Source organism: Caldovatus aquaticus, from assembly GCF_019458025.1.
In the GTDB taxonomy this organism is placed as follows: domain Bacteria; phylum Pseudomonadota; class Alphaproteobacteria; order Acetobacterales; family Acetobacteraceae; genus Caldovatus; species Caldovatus aquaticus.
In genome coordinates this window covers 1-19,940 of the sequence record NZ_JAHZUY010000022.1, presented here as the reverse complement: position 1 = coordinate 19,940, position 19,940 = coordinate 1, and the positions used below count along the sequence as shown (strand labels likewise).

The 19,940-nt window shown below is 78.1% G+C and carries 17 protein-coding genes; 5 read left to right on the top strand and 12 right to left on the bottom strand.

Annotated features, from left to right (window positions below):
• Positions 1-121 precede the first annotated feature (121 nt).
• The 6 genes from K1J50_RS09890 to K1J50_RS09865 all read right to left on the bottom strand — a co-directional run bounded on the left by K1J50_RS09890 (position 122) and on the right by K1J50_RS09865 (position 7,809).
• Positions 122-397, bottom strand: a complete 276-nt coding sequence (locus K1J50_RS09890) for an acylphosphatase (protein ID WP_220117552.1) — start codon at positions 395-397, stop codon at positions 122-124.
• Between the two features lie 60 nt (positions 398-457).
• The gene (locus tag K1J50_RS09885) at positions 458-1,168 is read right to left on the bottom strand and encodes an ATP12 family protein (RefSeq protein ID WP_220117551.1); all 711 of its coding nucleotides are present in this window, start codon (positions 1,166-1,168) and stop codon (positions 458-460) included.
• Between the two features lie 95 nt (positions 1,169-1,263).
• The gene (locus tag K1J50_RS09880) at positions 1,264-3,906 is read right to left on the bottom strand and encodes an AsmA family protein (RefSeq protein WP_220117550.1); all 2,643 of its coding nucleotides are present in this window, start codon (positions 3,904-3,906) and stop codon (positions 1,264-1,266) included.
• A 69-nt stretch (positions 3,907-3,975) separates the two neighbouring features.
• The gene (locus tag K1J50_RS09875) at positions 3,976-5,010 is read right to left on the bottom strand and encodes an RluA family pseudouridine synthase (RefSeq protein ID WP_220117549.1); all 1,035 of its coding nucleotides are present in this window, start codon (positions 5,008-5,010) and stop codon (positions 3,976-3,978) included.
• Positions 5,011-5,606: 596 nt separating this feature from the next.
• A complete protein-coding gene (locus K1J50_RS09870) occupies positions 5,607-6,251 on the bottom strand; it encodes a hypothetical protein (RefSeq protein WP_220117548.1) in 645 nt (214 codons plus the stop codon).
• 184 nt (positions 6,252-6,435) lie between these two features.
• Positions 6,436-7,809: a replication-associated recombination protein A gene (locus tag K1J50_RS09865; RefSeq protein WP_220117547.1), complete on the bottom strand. Its 1,374-nt coding sequence runs from the start codon at positions 7,807-7,809 to the stop codon at positions 6,436-6,438.
• Between the two features lie 214 nt (positions 7,810-8,023).
• Between K1J50_RS09865 and K1J50_RS09860 the strand changes: the two genes are divergently transcribed.
• The 3 genes from K1J50_RS09860 to K1J50_RS09850 all read left to right on the top strand — a co-directional run bounded on the left by K1J50_RS09860 (position 8,024) and on the right by K1J50_RS09850 (position 10,448).
• Positions 8,024-9,028 carry a Bug family tripartite tricarboxylate transporter substrate binding protein gene (locus tag K1J50_RS09860; RefSeq protein ID WP_220117546.1) on the top strand — a complete coding sequence of 335 codons (1,005 nt, stop codon included), beginning with the start codon at positions 8,024-8,026 and terminating at the stop codon, positions 9,026-9,028.
• A 146-nt stretch (positions 9,029-9,174) separates the two neighbouring features.
• Entirely contained in the window at positions 9,175-9,696 is a 522-nt protein-coding gene (locus K1J50_RS09855) for a hypothetical protein (protein WP_220117545.1), read from the top strand.
• A gap of 308 nt (positions 9,697-10,004) precedes the next feature.
• Positions 10,005-10,448 (top strand): lytic transglycosylase domain-containing protein, encoded by a 444-nt coding sequence (locus K1J50_RS09850; RefSeq protein WP_220117544.1) that lies wholly within the window; start codon positions 10,005-10,007, stop codon positions 10,446-10,448.
• Positions 10,449-10,549: 101 nt separating this feature from the next.
• Here the strand turns inward: K1J50_RS09850 and pheT are convergent, their stop codons facing one another.
• The 4 genes from pheT to rpmI form a co-directional block, all read right to left on the bottom strand.
• Complete coding sequence (pheT, locus tag K1J50_RS09845; protein WP_220117543.1) at positions 10,550-13,018, bottom strand: phenylalanine--tRNA ligase subunit beta; 2,469 nt, start codon at positions 13,016-13,018, stop codon at positions 10,550-10,552.
• A 4-nt stretch (positions 13,019-13,022) separates the two neighbouring features.
• A complete protein-coding gene (gene pheS / locus K1J50_RS09840; RefSeq protein WP_220117542.1) occupies positions 13,023-14,132 on the bottom strand; it encodes a phenylalanine--tRNA ligase subunit alpha in 1,110 nt (369 codons plus the stop codon).
• Positions 14,133-14,227: 95 nt separating this feature from the next.
• On the bottom strand, positions 14,228-14,602 hold the full coding sequence (rplT, locus tag K1J50_RS09835) for a 50S ribosomal protein L20 (RefSeq protein WP_220117541.1): 375 nt from the start codon (positions 14,600-14,602) through the stop codon (positions 14,228-14,230).
• Between the two features lie 13 nt (positions 14,603-14,615).
• Complete coding sequence (rpmI, locus tag K1J50_RS09830; protein ID WP_220117540.1) at positions 14,616-14,822, bottom strand: 50S ribosomal protein L35; 207 nt, start codon at positions 14,820-14,822, stop codon at positions 14,616-14,618.
• Positions 14,823-15,017: 195 nt separating this feature from the next.
• Here rpmI and K1J50_RS09825 point away from each other — a divergent pair, with 195 nt between their 5' ends.
• Complete coding sequence (locus K1J50_RS09825) at positions 15,018-16,634, top strand: helicase HerA-like domain-containing protein (protein ID WP_220117539.1); 1,617 nt, start codon at positions 15,018-15,020, stop codon at positions 16,632-16,634.
• A 245-nt stretch (positions 16,635-16,879) separates the two neighbouring features.
• Here the strand turns inward: K1J50_RS09825 and K1J50_RS09820 are convergent, their stop codons facing one another.
• Positions 16,880-17,095, bottom strand: coding sequence for a DUF1192 domain-containing protein (locus K1J50_RS09820; protein WP_220117538.1), 216 nt, complete (start codon positions 17,093-17,095; stop codon positions 16,880-16,882).
• Between the two features lie 144 nt (positions 17,096-17,239).
• Here K1J50_RS09820 and K1J50_RS09815 point away from each other — a divergent pair, with 144 nt between their 5' ends.
• Positions 17,240-17,812, top strand: coding sequence for a DUF1013 domain-containing protein (locus tag K1J50_RS09815; RefSeq protein WP_220117537.1), 573 nt, complete (start codon positions 17,240-17,242; stop codon positions 17,810-17,812).
• Between the two features lie 94 nt (positions 17,813-17,906).
• Here the strand turns inward: K1J50_RS09815 and K1J50_RS09810 are convergent.
• The coding region (locus K1J50_RS09810) for a peptidoglycan-binding domain-containing protein (protein WP_220117536.1) at positions 17,907-19,940 on the bottom strand (2,034 nt) is incomplete at its 5' end.

The following is a 19,940-nucleotide window of genomic DNA, read 5'->3' as shown; positions in this document are numbered from 1 at the left end:
GCCCGGCGCAGCCCCCGGAGGGGCGACCGATCACGCAACCGGAGCGACGCAGGGCGCGCGGGATCGCGCGCCGGCCAGGCGCATATGCCCGCTTGGCGGACGGATTGCAACCCGCCGCGACTCAGGCGGTCGGGCGGCGGTGGAATCCCGGTTCGTCCGGCGGGTCGGCGAATTCCTCGACGATGCGGTCCACCCGCGCGAGGCGCGGCCCGGCGCGGCAGGCGGTGAGGAGCGCCTGCACCGCCGCCTCCTCGCCCGCCACCAGCGCCTCCACCGCGCCGTCGAGGGTGTTGCGGACCCAGCCCTGCACGCCGAGCCGCGTCGCCTCCCGCACCATCCAGTCGCGGAAGCCCACGCCCTGCACGCGGCCCTCGATGCGGATCCGCCGGCCCTTCACCGCCGGCGCGCCCCGCGCGGTTCCGTCATCGGCGTCCCGCCGCCCCTGCCCGCACGTCCCTCACTCCGAGCTTGCCAGATCCATCAGCCGCCGTGCCAGCGCCACCTCGGCCGCGATGCGCGCGCGCCGCGCGGCCGCCTCGGCGTCCACGCCCCAGAACGCCTCCTGGAAGGCCTCGTCGAGCGTGGCGAGGCGGAACGCCTCCGCCGCGTCGAGCCGCCCGAGCGCCAGCGCCAGGCCGAGCACCACGCTGCCGAGCGCCGGCACCGCGACGCCGAGCGCCGCAAGCTCGAGCGGCGTGCGCGCCGCCACCGCACGGCGCAGCGCGGCGAGCGCGGAGGGGTCCTGCGCCACCGGCATCACGCCGGAGGTGACGCGCAGCGGCGCGTCGAGCTGCAGCGCCGCCCAGTCGAGCAGCGGCTGCCATTCCGCCGCCTGGCGCTCGGCGAGGCGCCGCTCCTCGGCGCGGTAGCAGAGCAGGTCGGTCTCGGCGTATTTCGCGATCGCCGCGACGGTGGGCGCGGGGTCCGGCGCGATCCGCTCCTGCGCGGTGCCGACGAGGCGGGTGAGCGGCAGCGCCTCCAGCCCCGCCTCGCCGCCCTTGCCGCCGCCGGCGGCGTTCCACACGGCGGCGAGCGCCACGGCGAGGCGCCGGTGCGCGACGCGCCGCGGCGCGCCGCCGGGCAGGCGGACCGGGCGGCCGTCGAGCAGCACGGCGAAGCCGCCCTCCGGCAGCGGGGCGATGGCGGCGGTATCCCAGAATCGTCTCATGATCTCTCCCGGCCCTTGCGCGGCGGGGGCGGCGGTGGCGCGGCGGCGCCGTCATGCCCGGGGCGGTCACGCGGCGCCAGGGGGCCTCCCCGGCCTCATCGCCCGAGCAGGCCGCGCAACAGGTTCTGCACCGGCGGGGGCACGCCGCCCGGCAGGCCGGGCGCCGGCTCGCGCGAGGGAGCGGCCGGCCGCGCCTCGGCGGGCCGCTGCGCCGGGGCCGCGGCCGGCGCCGGACGGCTCTCGCCTCGCGCCACGGCGAGCTGCGCGGCGCAGTCCGGCAGCGTCGCGGCCGCGCCGCCGCCGAGGGCGCCGGCCAGCGCCTGCAGCGTGCGGTCCGGCGTGTTCTGCAGCGACAGGAAGGCCTCCAGCCCGCCGGCCGCCGCCGCGGCGGGGTCCACGCCGAGGCGCGGCGCGGCCAGCGTGCCGGCGACATGCACCGGCGCGCGCACCGCGACGCCCGCGGCGCGGATGTCGGGCAGGAGGCGCAGCGCCAGCGACTCGTCGCGCAGGTTCAGCGCGCCGCCGCCGCCGAAGCGGCCGATCGCCGAATCGAGCAGCATCGCCTGGCTGCGCGCCACCCCGTCCTCGACGGCCACGCGCAGCGCCAGACAGGAGACGGCGATGCGCGCGGGCAGCGGCGGCAGCGGCAGGTTGCTCCGGCGCAGCGGCGCCAGGACCGGCTCGAGCAGCGCCGCCTCCACCTCGCCCTCCGTCGCGGCGAGGCCGAGCCCGCCGTCCAGCGTCGCCGCCAGGGCGCGGGTGTCGCGCCCGCGGCCGCGCAGGTCGGCCGCCAGCCAGAGCCGGCCGGCGGCGCGCGGCGGCTGGCCGAAGGCCGCGAGCAGCCCGGCGAGATCGAGGTCCGGCGCCCGCGCGGCGAGGCTGACCGCCGGCGGGTCCTGCCGCGCCTCCACGCCGAGGGTCAGCGACAGCGCGCCGCCCTCGCGACGGCCGGCCGTGGGCGTCGCGCCGGCGCGCAGCCCCGCGCGGCCCCGGCCCGCCTCCAGCGCGATCTGCGCCTCGACATCGCGCCAGACGGCGCCGCCCGGGCCGGAGAGCACGGCGATGCGCCAGACGAGATCGGCGTCGAGCAGCCCCAGGGCGGCGACGGGCAGCAGGATCTCCGGGATGACCCGCCGCGGCGCGACATCGCCGGGCGGCACGGAGGGCGGCGGCGCCGCCGCGGCCGGGGAAGCGGCGGCCGGGCGCGGCGGCAGCAGCGCGTCGAGCCGGAGCCGGCGCGAGGCGAGCCGCGCGGCCACCGCGTCGCGCGCGCCGATCGCGTAGGCGACCTCGCCCGCCACGTCGCCCGCCGGGGACTCGAGGCGCAGCTCGCGCAGCACGGCGCCGCCCGCGAAGCCGACGCCGCGCTCGGCGAGGCGCGCGGCGAGGGTGACGTCGCGCAGCGGCGGCAGCGGCCCGTCGCCGAGCAGCGGGCGGAGTTCGGCGAGATCGGGGACGCGCCCCTCCAGCCGGAGATCGACGCCGGCGATCGCCCGCGGATCGGCGATCGCGCCCTTCACCGTGCCGCTCGCCGCGCCGGCGCCGAGCGCGAGCTCGACCGGGAAGGGCGCGTCGCCGCGCAGCAGGGCGAGCGGCGCGCCGAGCGTCCCCTCCAGCCGCAGCGGCAGCGGGCCGAGCGCCGCCTCGACCGCCACCTGCACCGGCCGGTCCGGCGCCGGGGCCGCGAGGTCGAGCCGGTTCAGCGCCAGCCCCTGGCGCAGCGCGCCGAGGTCGCTCGGCCCGGCGCGCAGCCGGAGATCGGCGACGGTCACGGGCCACGGCGCGCCCGCCTCGGCCGCGGCGAGCTCGGCGCTCGCCGCCACCTGGCGCAGCGGCGGCAGCGGCAGGTCGGGAACCAGCGGGGCGAGGCGGGCGAGGTCCGCCGCCTCCGCCCGCACGCGCAGCCGCCAGCCCGCACCGGGCGCCGCCAGCGCGCCCTCGGCGTCGAGGCGGAGCCCCTCGGTGTGCGCGCTCAGGCGGACCGGCCAGGCGCGGCCGGGACTGCCGAGGGCGGAGAGCGGGCCGCCCTCGGCGCGCAGCGCGACCGGGACGCCGGCGTGCTGCAGCGTTCCCTCCAGCCGGACCGGCCCCTCCGCCGGCGCCGCCGCGTCCAGGCGGGGAATGGCGATCGCGACGACGCGCGGCGACGCTCCGCCCGGAGCGGCGCGGTAGGTCACGCGCCCGCGCTCCACGGTCAGCGCGTCCACCGCGATGCCGAGGCGGCGCCCGGCCTCGCGCGCCGCCTCCGCCGGGCGGGACGCCCCCTCGGCGGCCGGCACGGCGGGCGCGGCGGCGGGCTGGAACAGCCAGTTCGGGCGACCCTGGGCGTCGGCCTCCAGCAGCAGGTCGGGCTCGACCAGCACCAGACGGCGCACCCGGATCTCGCGCGCGAGCAGCGGCAGCAGGGCGAGGCGCAGCTCGGCGCGGCGCAGGGTCAGCATCTCCGGCCGGCTGCCGCCCGGCAGGTTGGCCAGCGCCACCCCCTCGAGCGCGATGGCGGGGGTCAGGCCGAAGGCGACCGAGACCGGCCCGGCCAGGGTCAGCGTCCGCCCGGTCGCCGACTCCACCGCGGCGGCGAGGCGCGGCTTCCAGGCCTCGGCGTCGAAGGTGGCGAGGAACAGCCCCGCCGCCGCCAGCGGCAGCAGCAGCAGCAGGAGGAGGAGCGCGACCAGCACCCGGCGCAGCGCGCGGCGGCCGCGGCGGCTTTCGGCGGGAGCGGGGGCGGCGGTGGCGGGCATCGGGCGGCTCCTTCCCCGCGGCGACTACGCGCGGGCGGGGGTTCGGTCGTGACGGGCGGAGCGGGAGGTTCAGCGCGACGCGCGGCGCGGCGGCGGGGTGCGCGGGCGGTCGAAGCCGAGGAAGGCGAAGGTCTCCTCCATGTGCGGCGGCAGCGGCGCGGCGACCTCCAGCACGCCGCCCTCCGGATGTGGCAGGCGCAGCGCGCGGGCGTGCAGGTGCAACAGCGGCGGCAGGCCCTCGATCATCGCCGCGGCGCCGCCGTACTTGCCGTCGCCGAGGATCGGCGTGCCGAGGCCCTGCGCGCAGTGCACGCGAAGCTGGTGGGTGCGGCCGGTGAGCGGGCGCAGCTCGAGCCACGCCGCGCGGCGCTGCGCGGCGTCGAGCACGCGGTAGTCGGTGACCGCGCGCGCCGCCTTGTCCGCGCCGGGCTCCGCCGGCGCGGTGCGCTCGCCGCGCGGGCCGGACTGCCGGGCGAGCGGCAGGTCGATCCGTCCGGCCGCGGGCGCGGGGCGGCCGACCGCCACGGCCCAGTAGATCTTTTCCACGTCCCGCCCGCGGAACGCGGCGGCGAGCTTCGCCGCCGCGGCGGCGCTGCGCGCCAGCACGAGCACGCCCGAGGTGTCGCGGTCGAGCCGGTGCACCAGGCGCGGCCGCTCCTCCTGCCCGAAGCGCAGCGCGTCGAGCATGGCGTCGAGATGGCGCGTCAGCCCGGGCCCGCCCTGCACGGCGAGGCCGTGGGGCTTGTTCAGCACGATCACGCTGGCGTCGCGGTAGAGCACCATCCGCTCCAGCAGGCGCGCCTCCTCGGGCGAGACCGGGCGCGGCGGGCGGCGCGGCGCCTCGAGCGCCGGGCCCTCGGGCAGCGGCGGGATGCGGATCTGCTGGCCCGCGAGCAGGCGTGTGCCCGCCTCGGCGCGCTTGCCGTCCACGCGGATCTGTCCGGTGCGCAGCATCTTCTGCAGCGCGCCCTGGGTCAGGCGGGGGAAGTGGCGGCGGAACCAGCGGTCGAGCCGCGTGTCCGCCTCCTCCGGCGCGACGCTGCGGTGCTGGATCGCGGTGGCAGCGGGGGGCGGGGCGGTGGCGGAGACGGGAGGCGTGCTCATGGGATCGCGGCGGGACGGCTGTCCATGTGGCGGCTGCCGTCGCGCCTTACCAGCCCGGTCGCCGGGGATCACGTCCCCGCCCGCCGGGTGGCCGGGAGGGTGGCGCGCCGGGCCTGTCCGCTGCCCGGCAACGGGCCGCACCCGGGCGCTTCGCGCGCGCGACGCCCCCCGGGCTCCGCGCCCGGCCTGGCGCCCGCCGCGCGCGACCGCTGCCGGATCGCCCGGCTCGGCTGGCGAGATCCTTTGGGGGGAGACAAGGGCGCCATTGCGCCGCACACTGCCGGGAGGGGCCGGGTGGGGCCTTGCCCTACTGATGCGGCCCCCGGTGGCCTCTCCCGGTGTGCCGCCCGCGCCAACCGCTACGCCGAGGCCCGGGCGAGTGCCCCGGCGATCGTCGCGGCATCCTGCGGAGGTGGAGTCACCGCTCCCTCCATGCCTGGACGGCAGGCCCGCGGGCGGGAGCCCCGCCCGTGGGCCCCTTATACAAGGCGCGGCGCGAGGGACGGAGTCAAGGGGCCGGGGCGCACCATCCCGTGCATCGCCGATCCCTGCGCGGGCGGGCCGTTCCGGCCGGCAGGCGGCGCGGGCCGCGGTGCCTAGAGGCGCGGCGTCAGCACCAGGCGGCGCTGCGCGAGCTCGGCCGCGTCGAAGCCCACCACCTGGCCGGCGCGGTTGCGCACGACGCAGCCGTCGGGGCGGAATTCCAGCACCGGCATCACGGTCTGCACGTGCAGCCGCTCCCGGGCGCTGCCCATCCGGTCCACCACCACGCGCACGGCGGAGGCGCGGGCCGGGTTCGCCCCGGTGGTGAACATGGCGTAGCGGATCGGGAAGGCGATCCCGGCGCCGCGCCCGTCGGTGAGGTTGTGATGGATGACGGCGCGCATGTTGTCGTGCGAGTTGGAGGCGTGGAACATCAACGCCCAGGCGTCGTGCCCGGCCGGGCTGTTGAGCGCGGCCATGGCGAACTGGAAGACGTCGAGGGTGCGGACGAAGGCGGTGAGGAAGATCGCCTCGTGCTGGCGGCGCTGGGCGGCCTCGTCGTCCGGGTGGAGCTCGGCGTATTCCTCGCGGGCGGCGAGCTCCTCGGCGTAGCGCCGGCGCAGCTCCTCGTTGCTCAGGCGCTCGTGGCGGGCGAGCGGGTGGCCGACCTGGCCGCCGCTGCCCGGGTAGGAGGAGGCGCGGCCCTCGGATTCGCGCACCAGGCGTTCGACCTGCTCGAGGGTGAAGGGGGGTGGCATGGGCCGCGCGCCTCGGTCGGGTCCGGGGCGGCATTCTGGCGCGCCGCGGCGGCGCGGGGCAACACGGGCGGCGCCGGCGCGGAACGCGGCCGCCGGTCGCCGCGGCCGCCGCGCGCGCCTCCGGCGCGGCGCAACCCCTGGCGCGCCGCGCCGGAGGGCACCCTCCCCGCGCCCCGGCGGGCGCTCAGCCGCCGCGCGCCTTGCGCGCCCGCAGCGCCTCCCAGTGCCTCAGGCGCTCGGCGATCGCGGCCTCCGCGCCGCGCCCGCTCGGGCGGTAGAAGCGCTGCCGCTCCATCCCCTCCGGGAAGTAGTCCTGCCCGGAGAAGCCCTCCTCCTCGTCGTGGTCGTAGGCGTAGCCGCGTCCGTAGCCGAGCTCCCTCATCAGCCGCGTCGGCGCGTTGAGGATGTGCTTCGGCGGCATCAGGCTGCCGGTCTCGCGCGCCGCGCGCATCGCCGCGCCGAAGGCGGCATACACCGCGTTCGAGCGCGGCGCGGTGGCGAGGTGGACGACGAGCTGCGCCAGCGCCAGCTCGCCCTCCGGCGAGCCGAGCCGCTCGTAGGTCTCCCACGCCGCGATCGCGAGCGGCAGCGCCGTGGGATCGGCGAGGCCCACGTCCTCGGCGGCGAAGCGCGTCAGGCGCCGGGCGATGTAGCGCGGGTCCTCGCCGCCCTGGAGCATGCGCGCGAGCCAGTAGAGCGCGGCGTCCGGGTCCGAGCCGCGCAGCGACTTGTGCAGCGCGGAGATCAGGTTGTAGTGCTCGTCGCGGTCCTTGTCGTAGAGCGCGGCGCGGCGGGCGAGCAGCGCCGACAGCGCGGCGGTGTCGAGCGGCGGCTGGTCCTCCGGCAGGGCGAGGAGCTGCTCCGCCATGTTCAGCAGGTAGCGGCCGTCGCCGTCGGCCATGGCGCGCAGCGCGGCGCGCGCCGCCTCGTCCACTGGCAGGGCACGGCCGGTCGCGGCCTCGGCGCGGGCGAGCAGCCTCTCCAGCGCCTCGTCGTCGAGCCGGCGCAGCACCAGCACCTGGCAGCGCGAGAGCAGGGCGCCGTTCAGCTCGAAGGAGGGGTTCTCGGTCGTCGCGCCGACGAGGGTCACCGTGCCGTCCTCGACGACGGGCAGGAAGCCGTCCTGCTGGGCGCGGTTGAAGCGGTGGATCTCGTCCACGAAGAGCAGCGTGCCCCGGCCCGCGGCGCGGCGCCGGCGCGCCTCGTCGAAGGCGCGCTTGAGGTCGGCCACGCCGGAGAACACCGCCGAGAGCGGCACGAAGGCGAGCCCCGCGCGCTCGGCGAGCAGGCGGGCGATGGTGGTCTTGCCGGTCCCCGGCGGCCCCCAGAGGACCAGCGAGGCGAGGCTGCCGCGCGCCAGCATGCGCGTCAGCGCGCCCTCCGGGCCGAGCAGGTGATCCTGCCCGACCACCTCCTCCAGCGCGCGCGGGCGCAGCCGGTCGGCGAGGGGGCGGCGCGCGTCGTCCGGCGCCGGCGGCGCGGCCGGGGCGGCGGGCGGCGGCCCGAACAGGTCGGGCGCGGCGGGGATGGCGGGGGCGCGGCGGGGCGGCGGGGACATGCGATCGGCATCATAGCGCGCCGGCCCTGCGGGCGAGGGCGCGGCGGGCGCGGGACGGCCCCGCCTGGCCTCCGCCTCGGGGGTGCGTCCGCGCGGCTGGGGTCGCTGCGGCGGCTCCGGCCCGTTGTCTGCGGAGCCGCTGCGCGCGTCCGGCCGGTTCCGGCCGTCCGCGATCGGCTCTAGGGTGGGGAGGAACCTGGGAGGATTCAACGCCGTGCCGCCTGTCCCGCCCCGCCTGTCGCGCCGCGCGCTCGCCGCGGCGCTCGCCGCCGGCGCCGCCGCCCGGCCTGCCGCCGCACAGGGCGCCGGCGCCGCGCCGTCCTGGTCGCCGAGCCGTCCGATCCGCCTCCTCGCCGGCTATCCGCCCGGCGGCGGCGTGGACACCACGGCGCGGCTGCTCTCCGGCCCGTTCGCGGCCCAGCTCGGCCAGCCGGTGGTGGTGGAGAACCGGCCCGGCGCCGGCGGCTCCCTCGCCGGGGCCGAGGTGGCGCGCGCCGCGCCGGACGGCCACACCCTGTTCGTGGACGCGAGCCCGCAGGTGGTGAACCACGTCCTGCTGAAGAACCTGCCCTTCGACTACGCCACCGCCTTCACGCCGATCAGCCAGGTGATCGTGCTGCCGCAGATCATGATCGTGCACAACGGGCTGCCGGTGCGCACGCTCGCCGAGTTCATCGCCTACGCCAAGGCGCGGCCGGGGCGGCTCTCCTACGGCTCCTCCGGCAACGCCACCGCCTCGCATCTCGGCACCGAGCTGTTCCTGCGCCGCGCCGGGCTCGACATCGTGCACGTGCCCTACCGCGGCGGCACGCCGGCGCTGCAGGACCTGCTCGGCGGCAACGTCGCCTTCGTGTTCGGCACCGTCTCCTCCTCGCTCCAGCTCGCGCGCGAGGGGCGGGTGCGGCCGCTCGCCGTCACCACCCTGCAGCGCATCCCGCCGCTGCCCGAGGTGCCGACCTTCGCCGAGCAGGGCTTCCCCGGCTACGAGCTGAACGAGTGGAACGGCGTGTTCGCGCCGGCCGGGCTGCCCGCGCCGATCGTCGCGCGGCTGCACCAGGCGGTGCTGGCGGCGCTGGCCGATCCCGTCGTGCGCCAGCGCGTCGAGGCGCTGGGGGCGATCCCGGTCGGCAGCGATCCGGCGACCTTCGCCCGCTTCCTCGCCGAGCAGCGCGAGGCGATGGGCCGGCTCGCGCGCGAGATCGGGCTCGAGGCGGGGTGAGCGGGAGGGGCCGCGCCCGCGCGGCGGTGCCCGTCCTGCCGTCCCGCGCCGGGCGCGGACGGACGGCAACGGCCGGCTGCGCGGCGGCTCCGGGCGCGGCCGGCCGGTGCGGTCGCGGCGGCTCCCCGAACGGACAGGCGGCGCCGGTGCCGCGCGCCGGCGCCTGCCGCGGCGGGCGGATCGTGACGCGGCGCGGGACCGCCCCCCTGCCGCGGCTGCCGGCGTTCCTGCTGCTGGGCGCGGCGCTGCTCGCGCCGGGCGCGGCGCGCGCGGCGGAAGAGACGCCCGGCGCGGCGGCCCTGCTCGGCCAGCCGGTCGCGGCGCTGCTCGGGCAGCCGGGGGTGGCGCTCGGCCTGCGCCTGGCCGGGGGCGGATGGCAGCACGCCCTGGCGGAGGCGGCGCGCCTGCCCGGGCCGCCGCTGCGCCGCGCGGCGGACGGGCGGCACCTCTTCGCCTGGGGCTGCGCGCCGGAGGCCGGGTGCGGCGCGCGCGGCCTGTTCCTCGCCTGGGATCCGCAGGGCGGACGGGTCTTCGCGGCGCTGGTCGAGAACGGGCAGCCGGTGCTGTTCGTCCCGCCGCGGCGCAGCCGGGAGTGGCCCGCGGCGCTCGCCGCGCCGGTGCAGGCGTTCGACGCCGGCGTCGCGGGACGGCTGCGCTTCGGCCGGTGAGCCCCCGCCGGCGGGCGGAGGATGCGGCGCGGGAGGCCGTTCGCCCGGCCCGGAGCGCGGAGGTCGTTACGCGCGGCGAGGATTCCGGTGTAGACAGGAGCGAGGCCGGCGGCGACGCGCCGCCCGGCCTGCGGAACCTGACGGATGCCGGAGGCGATGGGCCGATCCGTTTCTCCAGCCGTGTCACCGCGCGGCGCGATCGGGCCGGCGCGGCGCCCTGCCGCCACGCCCGGTCGCGGCCCCGCGATGCCGGCCGGCGGGCGGCCGCGGCGCGCCCACGCCCGGCCCCGGCGCGCGGCGCGGGCGGCATGAGCGCCTCCGCCCTGCTCGCCTGCATGGCGATGGTGGCGCAGATGTTCGACCTGCCGCCGCGGCTGCTGCCGGCGATCCAGGCGGCCGAGGGCGGCCGGGTCGGCGCGGTGCGGGCGAACCCGAACGGCACCGAGGACCTCGGGCTGATGCAGGTGAACACGGTCTGGCTGCCGCAACTGGCGCACGCCTCGGGCCTGCCGCCGGAGGAGCTCCGCCGCCGGCTGATCCACGACGGCTGCTTCTCGATCCAGGTCGCGGGCGCGATCCTGCGCATGCACCTCGACGCCGAGCGCGGCGACCTGCTGCGGGCGATCGGCAACTACCACTCGCGCACGCCGGGGCGGCACGAGGCCTACCAGGAGCGGGTGATCGCCGCCGCCATCCGCTTGTTCGGGCACGGCGGCGCGGGCGGCGGCGACGGCCAGCGCCGCGGGCGGTGACCTAGCGCCGGCCCCCTGCCGGCGCGGGCGGTCCGGGCACTCACCACCGCGAAGGACGGCCGGACCTCCCCGAAGCCGTCCCGGCCCGTCCGGGGCGGGCGCTACGCCCGCAGCACCGCTCCGGTCGCCTTCGCCACCGCCTGCACCACCTTGTCGGCCACGGCCTCGATCTGGGTGTCGGTCAGCGTCGCCTCGCGCGGCTGCAGCGTCACCTGGATGGCGAGGCTGACCTTGCCCGGCGGCACCCGCTCGCCGGCGTAGCGGTCGAACAGGATCACGTCGCTGATCAGCGCGCGGTCGGCGGCGCGGGCGGCCCTCAGCACCGCCTCGGCCGGCACTGTCTCGTCCACCAGGAAGGCGAAGTCGCGCCGGACCGGCTGGAAGGGCGGCAGGTCGGGCGGGCCGCGCCGGCGGCGCTTCGGCTCGGGGATGGCGTCGAGGAACACCTCGAAGCCCACCGCCGGGCCGGGCAGGTCGAGCGCGGCGAGCACCTGCGGGTGGATCTCGCCGAAGGTCGCCAGCGCCTGCTTCCCCTGCCGCACCACGCCCGAGCGGCCCGGATGGTAGAAGCCCGGCGCGTCCGCGGTGACCGTCAGCGCCGGCATCGGCACGCCGAGCGCGGCGAGCAGCGCGAAGGCGTCGCCCTTGGCGTCCATCGCGTCCATCCGGCGCGAGGGTTCGGCCCAGTGGCGCGGCGTCGCGCCGACGCGCACGCCGGCGGCGATCTCGCGCTGCCCCTCCGGCGTCGGGTCGCGGTAGCCGCCGCCGACCTCGGCCAGCGCCACGTCGCCGAAGCCGCGCGCCGCGTTGCGCCGGGCGGCGAGGAGCAGGCTCGCGAGCGGGGTCGGGCGCATCTGGTCGAGGTCGGAGGCGATCGGGTTCTCCAGCCGCAGCGCCGCCGGCGCCTCGCCGAACAGCGCGGCGAGGCGGGAGTCGAGGAAGCCGAAGCTTACGCAGTCGAGCATCCCGCGCGCCGCCAGCACGCGACGCGCGAGCGCGGTGCGTGCCTGCCGCGGCGTCAGCGCCGGCGGCGGCACCGGCGAGGCGAGCGGCAGCGAGACCGGCGGCACGCGGTCGAGGCCGCGGATGCGCAGCACCTCCTCGATCAGGTCGCACTCCGGCTCGATCTCGGCGCAGCCCTCGGCGGCGGCGCGCGCCCGCTCCGCGGGCAGGCCGGGCGCCTGGTCGAGCGCGCCGGGCTGGGCGATGTCGTTGCGCCAGGAGGGGACGGCGACGGTCACGCTCTCCGCGTCGCGCCGCTCCACCGCGAAGCCGAGCCGCTCCAGCACGGCCACCGCCTCCTCGGGCGGCACCTCGGCGCCGCCGAACTCGGCGAGGCGGCGGAAGCGCAGCGTGGCGCTGCGGCGCCAGGCGGGCTCGGCGCCGGCCGCGACCACCTCGCTCGCCTCGCCGCCGCAGAGCTCGAGCATCATGCGCGTCGCCGCCTCGAGCGCGGGCGGCATCAGCGCCGGGTCGACGCCGCGCTCGAAGCGGGCGCGCGCGTCGGTGCGGATGTCGTGGCGGCGGCCGGAGAGGGCGATGCGCACCGGGTCGAACAGCGCGCACTCGATGAAGGCCTCGGTCGTGTGCTCGTCGCAGCCGGTGTGCTCGCCGCCGATGATGCCGCCCAGCGCCTCGGCGCCGGCGGCGTCGGCGATCACGCCGTCCTCCGCCGTCAGCACGTATTCCCTGCCGTTCAGCGCGACCAGCCGCTCGCCCTCGCGCGCCATGCGCATGGTCAGCACGCCGCCCTTCACCTTCCTCACGTCGAAGACGTGCAGCGGGCGGCCGAGGTCGTAGGTGAACCAGTTGGTCACGTCCACCAGCGCGTTGATCGGCCGCAGCCCGATCGCGGTGAGCTGGTCCTGCAGCCACTTCGGGCTCGGGCCGTTGGAGAGGCCCCGGAGCGCGCGCCCGAGCACCCAGGTGCAGGCGCGCGGGTCGGCGATCTCCCAGCGCAGGGGGCTCGCGAAGCGCGCCGGCACCGGCTCGGGGCGCCACGGCCGCAGCGTGCCGAGCCCCGCCGCCGCCAGGTCGCGGGCGATGCCGCGCACGCCGAGCGCGTCGCCGCGGTTCGGCGTGACGCCGATCTCGATCACCGGATCGTCGAGCCCGGCCCAGCGCGCGTAGCTCTCGCCGACCGGCGCCTCCTCCGGCAGCTCGACGATCCCGGTGTGGTCCTCGCCGAGCCCCATCTCGCGCGCGGAGAGCAGCATGCCGTTGCTCCTCACGCCGCGGATCTCGCCGACCTTGAGCGTGATCCCGGTGCCCGGGATGAAGGAGCCGGGCGGCGCGAACACGGCCTTCATGCCGGTGCGCGCGTTGGGGGCGCCGCAGACCACCTCGACGATCCTCCCCTCGCCCGCGTCCACCTTGCAGACGCGCAGCCGGTCGGCATTCGGGTGCGGCACCGCCTCCACGACGCGCGCGATGCGGAAGGGGGCGAGCGGGGCGGCGCGGTCCTCCACCCCCTCGACCTCGAGGCCGATGGCGGAGAGGGTCCCGGTGATGCGCGCGAGCGGCGCGTCGGTGTCGAGGTGGCGGCGCAGCCAGGAGAGGGTGAACCTCATCGCCTCACACCCCCTCCGCCAGCGAGGGCGGGGAGAGCGGATCGGCGCGGTAGTGGCGCAGCCAGCGCACGTCGCTCTCGAAGAAGGGCCGGAGGTCGGTCATGCCCTGCTTGAGCATGGCGATGCGCTCGATCCCCATGCCGAAGGCGAAGCCCTGCCAGACGCGCGGGTCGAGCCCGCAATTCGCCAGTACCTTCGGGTGCACCATGCCGCTGCCGAGGATCTCCAGCCAGTCCTCGCCCTTGCCGAGCTCGCCGGTCCTGCGGTTCCAGCCGATGTCCACCTCCATCGAGGGCTCGGTGAAGGGGAAGTAGCTGGCGCGGAAGCGCACCGGCAGGTCGCGGATGCCGAAGAAGGCGCGCAGGAAGTCGATCAGGCAGCCCTTGAGGTGGCCGAGGGTGATCGCGCGGTCGATCACCAGCCCCTCCACCTGGTGGAACATCGGCGAGTGGGTCGCGTCGTGGTCGGCGCGGTAGGTGCGTCCCGGCACGATCGCGCGGATCGGCGGCTCCTGCGTCAGCATGGTGCGGATCTGCACCGGGGAGGTGTGGGTGCGCAGCACCGGGCGGCGGCCGTCGGGGCCGGGGGGCAGGTAGAAGGTGTCGTGGTCCTGGCGCGCCGGGTGGTGCTCGGGGATGTTGAGGGCGCCGAAATTGTGCCAGTCGCTCTCGATGTCCGGCCCCTCGGCCACCGCGAAGCCCATGGCGCCGAAGATCGCGGTCAGCTCCTCGACGGTGCGGCTGATCGGGTGGATGCCGCCGTCCTGCGCCGTGCCGGGCGCGGTCGGGCGCGGGGGGAGGGTGACGTCGAGCCGCTCCGCCCGGAGGCGCGCCGCGAGCGCCGCCTGCTCGAGCTCGGCGCGGCGCGCCTCGATCGCCGCCTCCAGCTCGGCCTTCAGGCGGTTCAGCGCGGCGCCGCGCTCGCGGCGCTGCTCCGCCGGCACCTGGGCGAGCCCCTTGAGCAGCGCGGTCAGGCGCCCGTTCCGGCCGAGCGTGGCGACGCGCACCGCATCCCAGGCGCGCAGGTCGGTGGCGGCGGCGAGCGCCGCCTCGGTCTCGCGCCGCAGCGCCTCCAGGTCGTCTCCGGCTGTCGTGGTGGTGATCGCCTCGGTCATGATCCCGGTTCCGGATGCGGAAAGGGCCGCTCCTCCGCGGAAGCGGCCCCCTGCTGAACGCCTCGGCGCGGGGCGGTGCGCCCCGCGGTGGCCGCTTACGCCGCCGGCGCCGGCTGCGGGCGGGCCGCCCGCGCCTTCTCGACCAGCGCCGCGAAGCCCTGCGGGTCGTCGAAGGCGATCGCCGCCATCACCTTGCGGTCGAGCCCGATCCCCGCCGCCTTGGCGCCGGCGATGAACTGGCTGTAGGTCATGCCGTGCTCGCGCACCGCGGCGTTGATCCGCTGGATCCACAGGCCGCGGAAGTCGCGCTTCTTGTTGCGGCGGTCGCGGTAGGCATAGCGCAGCGCCTTCTCCACCCGCTCCAGCGCGACGCGGTAGGAGGTGCTGCCGCGGCCGAAATAGCCCTTGGCGAGCTTGAGGATCTTCTTGTGACGGGCGTGCCTGGTGACGCCCCGCTTGACGCGCGCCATCGCTCAGCCCCCCTCAGCGATCAATCCCGTAGGGCATCCACTGCTTCACCGTCCGCGCGTCCTGCGGGCAGAGCACCTGCATCCCGCGCCCCTTGCGCTTCGCCTTCTGGGTGCGGGCGGTGAGGTTGTGGCGCTTGTTGCCCGGGCCCGCCAGGACCTTGCCGGTGGCGGTCAGCCGGAAGCGCTTCTTGACGCTCGACTTCGTCTTCATCTTGGGCATTTCGGACCTCCGGGCCGGAAGCGCCCCGGCGGCGCGGGACGCGGGACCGCGGCCGGGCATGCCCGTCCATCGCACCGGCGCGCGGGGGAGGGGGCGCCTATAGCCGCGCGGGGGGCGCGCCGCAAGGGTTCCGCCGCGCCCCCGCCATTCCCAGAATAGAGGCGGCAGCGAGCGGACGGGCGAGGGCGGGACGGCATGACGGCGACGCAAGCGCGACAGGCGATCCTGATCGGCCGGGGCGAGCGCCCCTGCGAGCTGCTCCTCTCCCGCGCCAACCGGCACGGGCTGATCGCCGGCGCCACCGGCACCGGCAAGACGATCACGCTCCAGGTCCTGGCCGAGGGCTTCTCGCGCGCCGGCGTCCCGGTGTTCTGCGCCGACATCAAGGGCGACCTTGCCGGCCTGAGCCGGCCCGGCCGGCCCGACCCGAGGATCGAGGCCCGCGCGCGCGCGCTCGGCGTGGCCGACTTCGCCTACGAGCCCGCTCCGGTGGTCTTCTGGGACGTGTTCGGCGAGCAGGGCCACCGCCTGCGCGCCACGGTCGCCGAGATGGGGCCGCTGCTGCTCGCGCGCATGCTGGAGCTGAACGAGACGCAGGAGGGCGCGCTCACCATCGCCTTCCGCCTCGCCGACGACGAGGGGCTGCTGCTGCTCGACCTCAAGGACCTGCGCGCGATGCTGAGCCACCTCGCGGAGCGGGCGGAGGAGATCGGCACCGCCTACGGCCACGTCAGCCGGGCGACGATCGGCGCCATCCAGCGCCGCCTGCTGATGCTGGAGCAGGCCGGGGCCGGCCACTTCTTCGGCGAGCCGGCGCTCGACCTCGCCGACATGATGCTGCTCACCCCCGAGGGGCGCGGCGCGGTCAACGTGCTGGCGGCGGACAGGCTGGTGCAGAGCCCCCGCCTCTACGCGACCTTCCTGCTCTTCCTGCTCTCCGAGCTGTTCGAGGAGCTGCCGGAGGTCGGCGACCTCGACCGGCCGAAGCTCGTCTTCTTCTTCGACGAGGCGCACCTCCTGTTCCGCGACGCGCCGAAGGTGCTGGTCGAGAAGGTCGAGACGGTGGTGCGGCTGATCCGCTCGAAGGGCGTGGGCGTCTATTTCGTCACCCAGAACCCGCTCGACCTGCCGGCGGGCGTGCTCGGCCAGCTCGGCAACCGCATCCAGCACGCGCTGCGCGCCTTCACCCCCGCCGAGCAGAAGGCCGTGCGCGCCGCGGCCGCGACCTTCCGCCCCAACCCGCGGCTCGACGTCGAGCGCGCGATCGGCGAGCTCGCCGTGGGCGAGGCGCTGGTCTCGACGCTCGCCGCCGACGGCACGCCGACGCCGGTGGAGCGCGCGCGCATCTGCCCGCCGCGCTCGCGCATCGGCGCGATCACCGCCGAGGAGCGGGCGGCGATCGTCGCCCGGAGCCCGCTTGCCGGCCGCTACGACCGGGAGCTGGACCGCGAGTCCGCCTACGAGCTGCTGACCGGCCGCGCCGGCACGGCGATCGCCGATCCCGGCCCGCACCGCGCCGACCCCGCGCCGGTGCGCGGCGACGATCCCTGGGGGGGCATGACGGCGCCGCGGGGCCGGATCCCGGAGATCCCGCCGCGGCGCATCCCGGCGCCGGCACGGCCGCAGGCGCCCGCCGGCGGCGGAGGCCTCGGCGGGACGCTCGGCGGCATCCTCACCGGCAACCGCGGACGGCGCGAGGGGGTCGCCGAGGCGCTGGCGAAATCGGCCGCCCGCAGCATCGGCGCGGCGGTGGGCCGGCAGATCGGCCATGCGGTGCTGCGCGGGGTGCTCGGCACGATCCTGCGCCGTTAGCCCGGGGCGCCGACGGCCGCGCCGGCCGGGGGCGGCCCTTTCCGCACCGCGCCGGTACCGTTGCGGCGGATGCAGCCGAGCGGGAAGCGCGCGGGGCGGGTCGCGACCGCGCGCCGCCGCCTTGCCCTAGGGCGTTCGCCGCACCGCCCTTCGGCCTGGCCGGCCGGCCGCGCCTCCGGCGCTCGCCTCGCCCCTCCGCTCCCCGGCCAGCGGCCAGGGCGGCTCCACCCTTCCCTGCGCCGCGCTCAGGGCTTGCGGAACAGCGCCTCCGCCGCGCTGCGCTGCGCCTCGCGGGCGGCGATCACGGCCTCGGTCCGGGCGATCTCGGCGCGCAGCGCCGCGACGTAGGCCCGCATCTCCTCCACCGACCAGCCGTCCAGCGCCGCCGGCTCCAGCCCGCGGCGCCCGCCCGGCTGCGCCGCCGCGGATCGGCGCCGCCGGTCCTCCTCGTCCTCGGCCATCGCGCGTCCTCTGCTGCCTCGCGTGCCGCCCCGGGCTTTGACCCGTCGGCTCCCCACCCTATATCCTGTGCAACTCCTGCCAGGGGAGGGAGGCGGCCAGCCTCCCCCCTCGCCACCCCTGGCCCCGACCCTGAAGGTCCCCCCATGCCGCTGCCCCTCATGCCGAAGGCCACCGCCGTGTGGCTGATCGAGAAGACCTCGCTGACCTTCGACCAGATCGCCGACTTCGTCGGCATGCATCCGCTCGAGATCCAGGCCATCGCCGACGGCGAGGTGGCGCAGGGCATCGTCGGCTTCGATCCGGTCGCGAGCGGCCAGCTCACGCGCGAGGAGATCGCCCGCTGCGAGGCCGATCCCACCGCGCGGCTGCGGCTGAACGAGCCCTCCGTCCCCCTGCCCAAGCCGCGCGGCAAGGGCGCCCGCTACACCCCGGTCGCCAAGCGCCTCGACCGGCCCGACGCCATTGCCTGGCTGCTGCGCCACTATCCGCAACTGCCCGACTCGGCGATCGCCAAGCTGCTCGGCACCACCAAGGAGACGATCCAGAAGGTGCGCGACCGCACCCACTGGAACAGCGCCAACATCAAGCCGCGCGACCCGGTGATCCTCGGGCTCTGCACCCAGTCCGACCTGAACGCGGCGCTTGCCGCCGCCGGCATCAACCCGGCCGGATCGCCGCCGCCGCAGCAGCAGCACCTCTCGGGGGACGCGGCCTGAGGCCGACCGCGGGCGGCGGGAGCCCTTCGGGCGCGGGCAGGTAGCGCGGCGGCGGGGAAGCCGCGCGGCGCGCCGGGGCCGCCGGCGGGCGCGGTCAGCCCGCCGCGGCGGCACCCGGCTCGCCGAGCAGCCGGTCGAGCTGCTCCCGGGTCAGCTCGCCGGTGTCCGGCCTGCCCAGGCTGCGCTGGAAGGCGCGGATCGCGTCGCGCGTGCGGGGGCCGACGATGCCATCCGCCGCGCCGGCGTCGAAGGCGCGCGCGTTCAGGGCGCGCTGCACGCGCAGCGCGGTCGCCCGGTCGAGCGTCACCACCACGTCCGCCGGCGCGGCGGCCGCCGCTTCCGGCGCCGGCGGCGGCGCGAGCGCCGCCTCCTCCGCCTGGCGCAGCTCGGCGGCGAAGACCGCGCGGTGGGGTTCCACGGCGTAGCTCCAGACCGCGTCGCCCGTCCGGCGCAGCGTGTCGGGGCGGGCCAGCCGCACCGCGCGCAGCGCGAAGCGCCAGCCCGCGCCGTTGCGCGCCAGCAGCGCGTCGGCGCCGCCGGCCGCGGCGGCCAGCGCCCGGCCGCGCTCCGTGGCGGCGAGCCGCGCGATCTCGATCACCGGGCACGCGCCGGGCTCGGTCCGCCAGCGCGCGCGCGGCGCCAGGCCGATCACCGGCTCCCGCCCCTGGGTCTGCGAGACCGGCTCGAGCACGCCGCCATTGCCGTAGGCGCCGAGCGCCTCGGCGGCCGGGATGCCGGCGGCCGCCAGGCTGTGGTCGCGGAACAGCAGGTCCACCTCCACCGCGCGTACCGCGAGCGGGCCGGCGTTGCGGATCTCGGCGCACAGCGCCGCCTGCCCGCCGGCTTCCGTCCGGCCCGGCGCCGGCCAGCCCGGTGCGGGCCGGGAGGCGACGGCGACGAACCGGCTCGCGTAGTCGGCGGCCAGCGCCTCGGCCAGCGCGTCGCGCGCCGCCTCCACCGCCGCCTCCGCCTCCCGCGCCCGCGCGGCGGCGTCCTCCGCCGCCTGCCGCGCCGGTGCGGCGGGCGGCACCTCCGCCTCCAGGGCGGCGGCGTGGGCGGCCTCGACCGTCGCAAGCTCCGCCCGCGCCGCCTCGAGCCGCGCCCCGGCCGCCTCCAGCGCCGCCTGGCGGGCGGCCGCCAGCGGCTCGGCGGCGGCGCGGAATTCGGCCGCGCGGAGCTGCAATTGCTGGCCGGCCTGCTCGATCTCGGCGCGCGCCCGGCGGATCTCGGCCTGGGCGGCGGCGATGGCCTGGGCCGCCGCCGCGCGCGCCGCCTCCGCCTCCTCCGCCGCGCGGGTCTCGCGCGCGACGGTGCCGCGCAGCGCCGTCGCGCGCAGGGTCACGGCGCCGAGCCGCTCCTGCGCGTTCTGCGCCAGGGCCTGCGCCACCGCGGCGGGATCGGCGCACTGCGCCTCGCGGAAATTCTTCAGCGCGTCCTCGCCCAGCCAGACCAGGGCGCCGCTCAGCATGCTGGCGTCGGTGCCGCGCAGCGCCACGCTCGCCTGCAGGCCGAGGATCGCCGAGGTGAAGTAGGCCTCCAGACGCTCGCGCTTCTCCGTGCAATAGAGGAAGGGCGGCATCCCCTCGGCCTGCTCCTTCAGCCGGGTCAGCGCCGGCAGGCGCTGCAGCACGAGCGGCCGCACCGCGTTCCGCGCCTGGCCGAAGAGCGCGGTGAACTCGCCCTCCAGCAGCAGCAGCCGGCGGTCCTCCTCGCGCGCGCCGCGCAGATGGGCGTCGTCCACGCGGGCGCCGGGGGCGAGGAGGGCGGCGCGCTGGCGGGCGATCTCGGCGATCGCCTCCTCGTGCCGGGCGAGCTCGGCCTGGGCGGCGCGGGCGCGCGCCGCCGCCGCGTCGCGCGCCTGCTCCCCGGCCTGCCGGGCCTGGGCCGCGGCGGCGAGGCGGCGCTCCCCCTCCGCCAGGAGCCGTTGCGCCTCGGCGCGGCGGGCGAGCAGGGCGGCCTGCTCGGGCGGCACCTCCGGCAGGCGCGCGGCCGCCTCGTGCTCGGCCTGGGCCGCCGCGACCGCCGCCCGCAGCGTGGCGAGGGGCACGGCGAACCGGGCCTCGACCGGGGCCCGCGCGGCGGCCGCGCGCTCCTCGGCGGCGGCGAGGGCGACGGCCGCGTCCTCCCG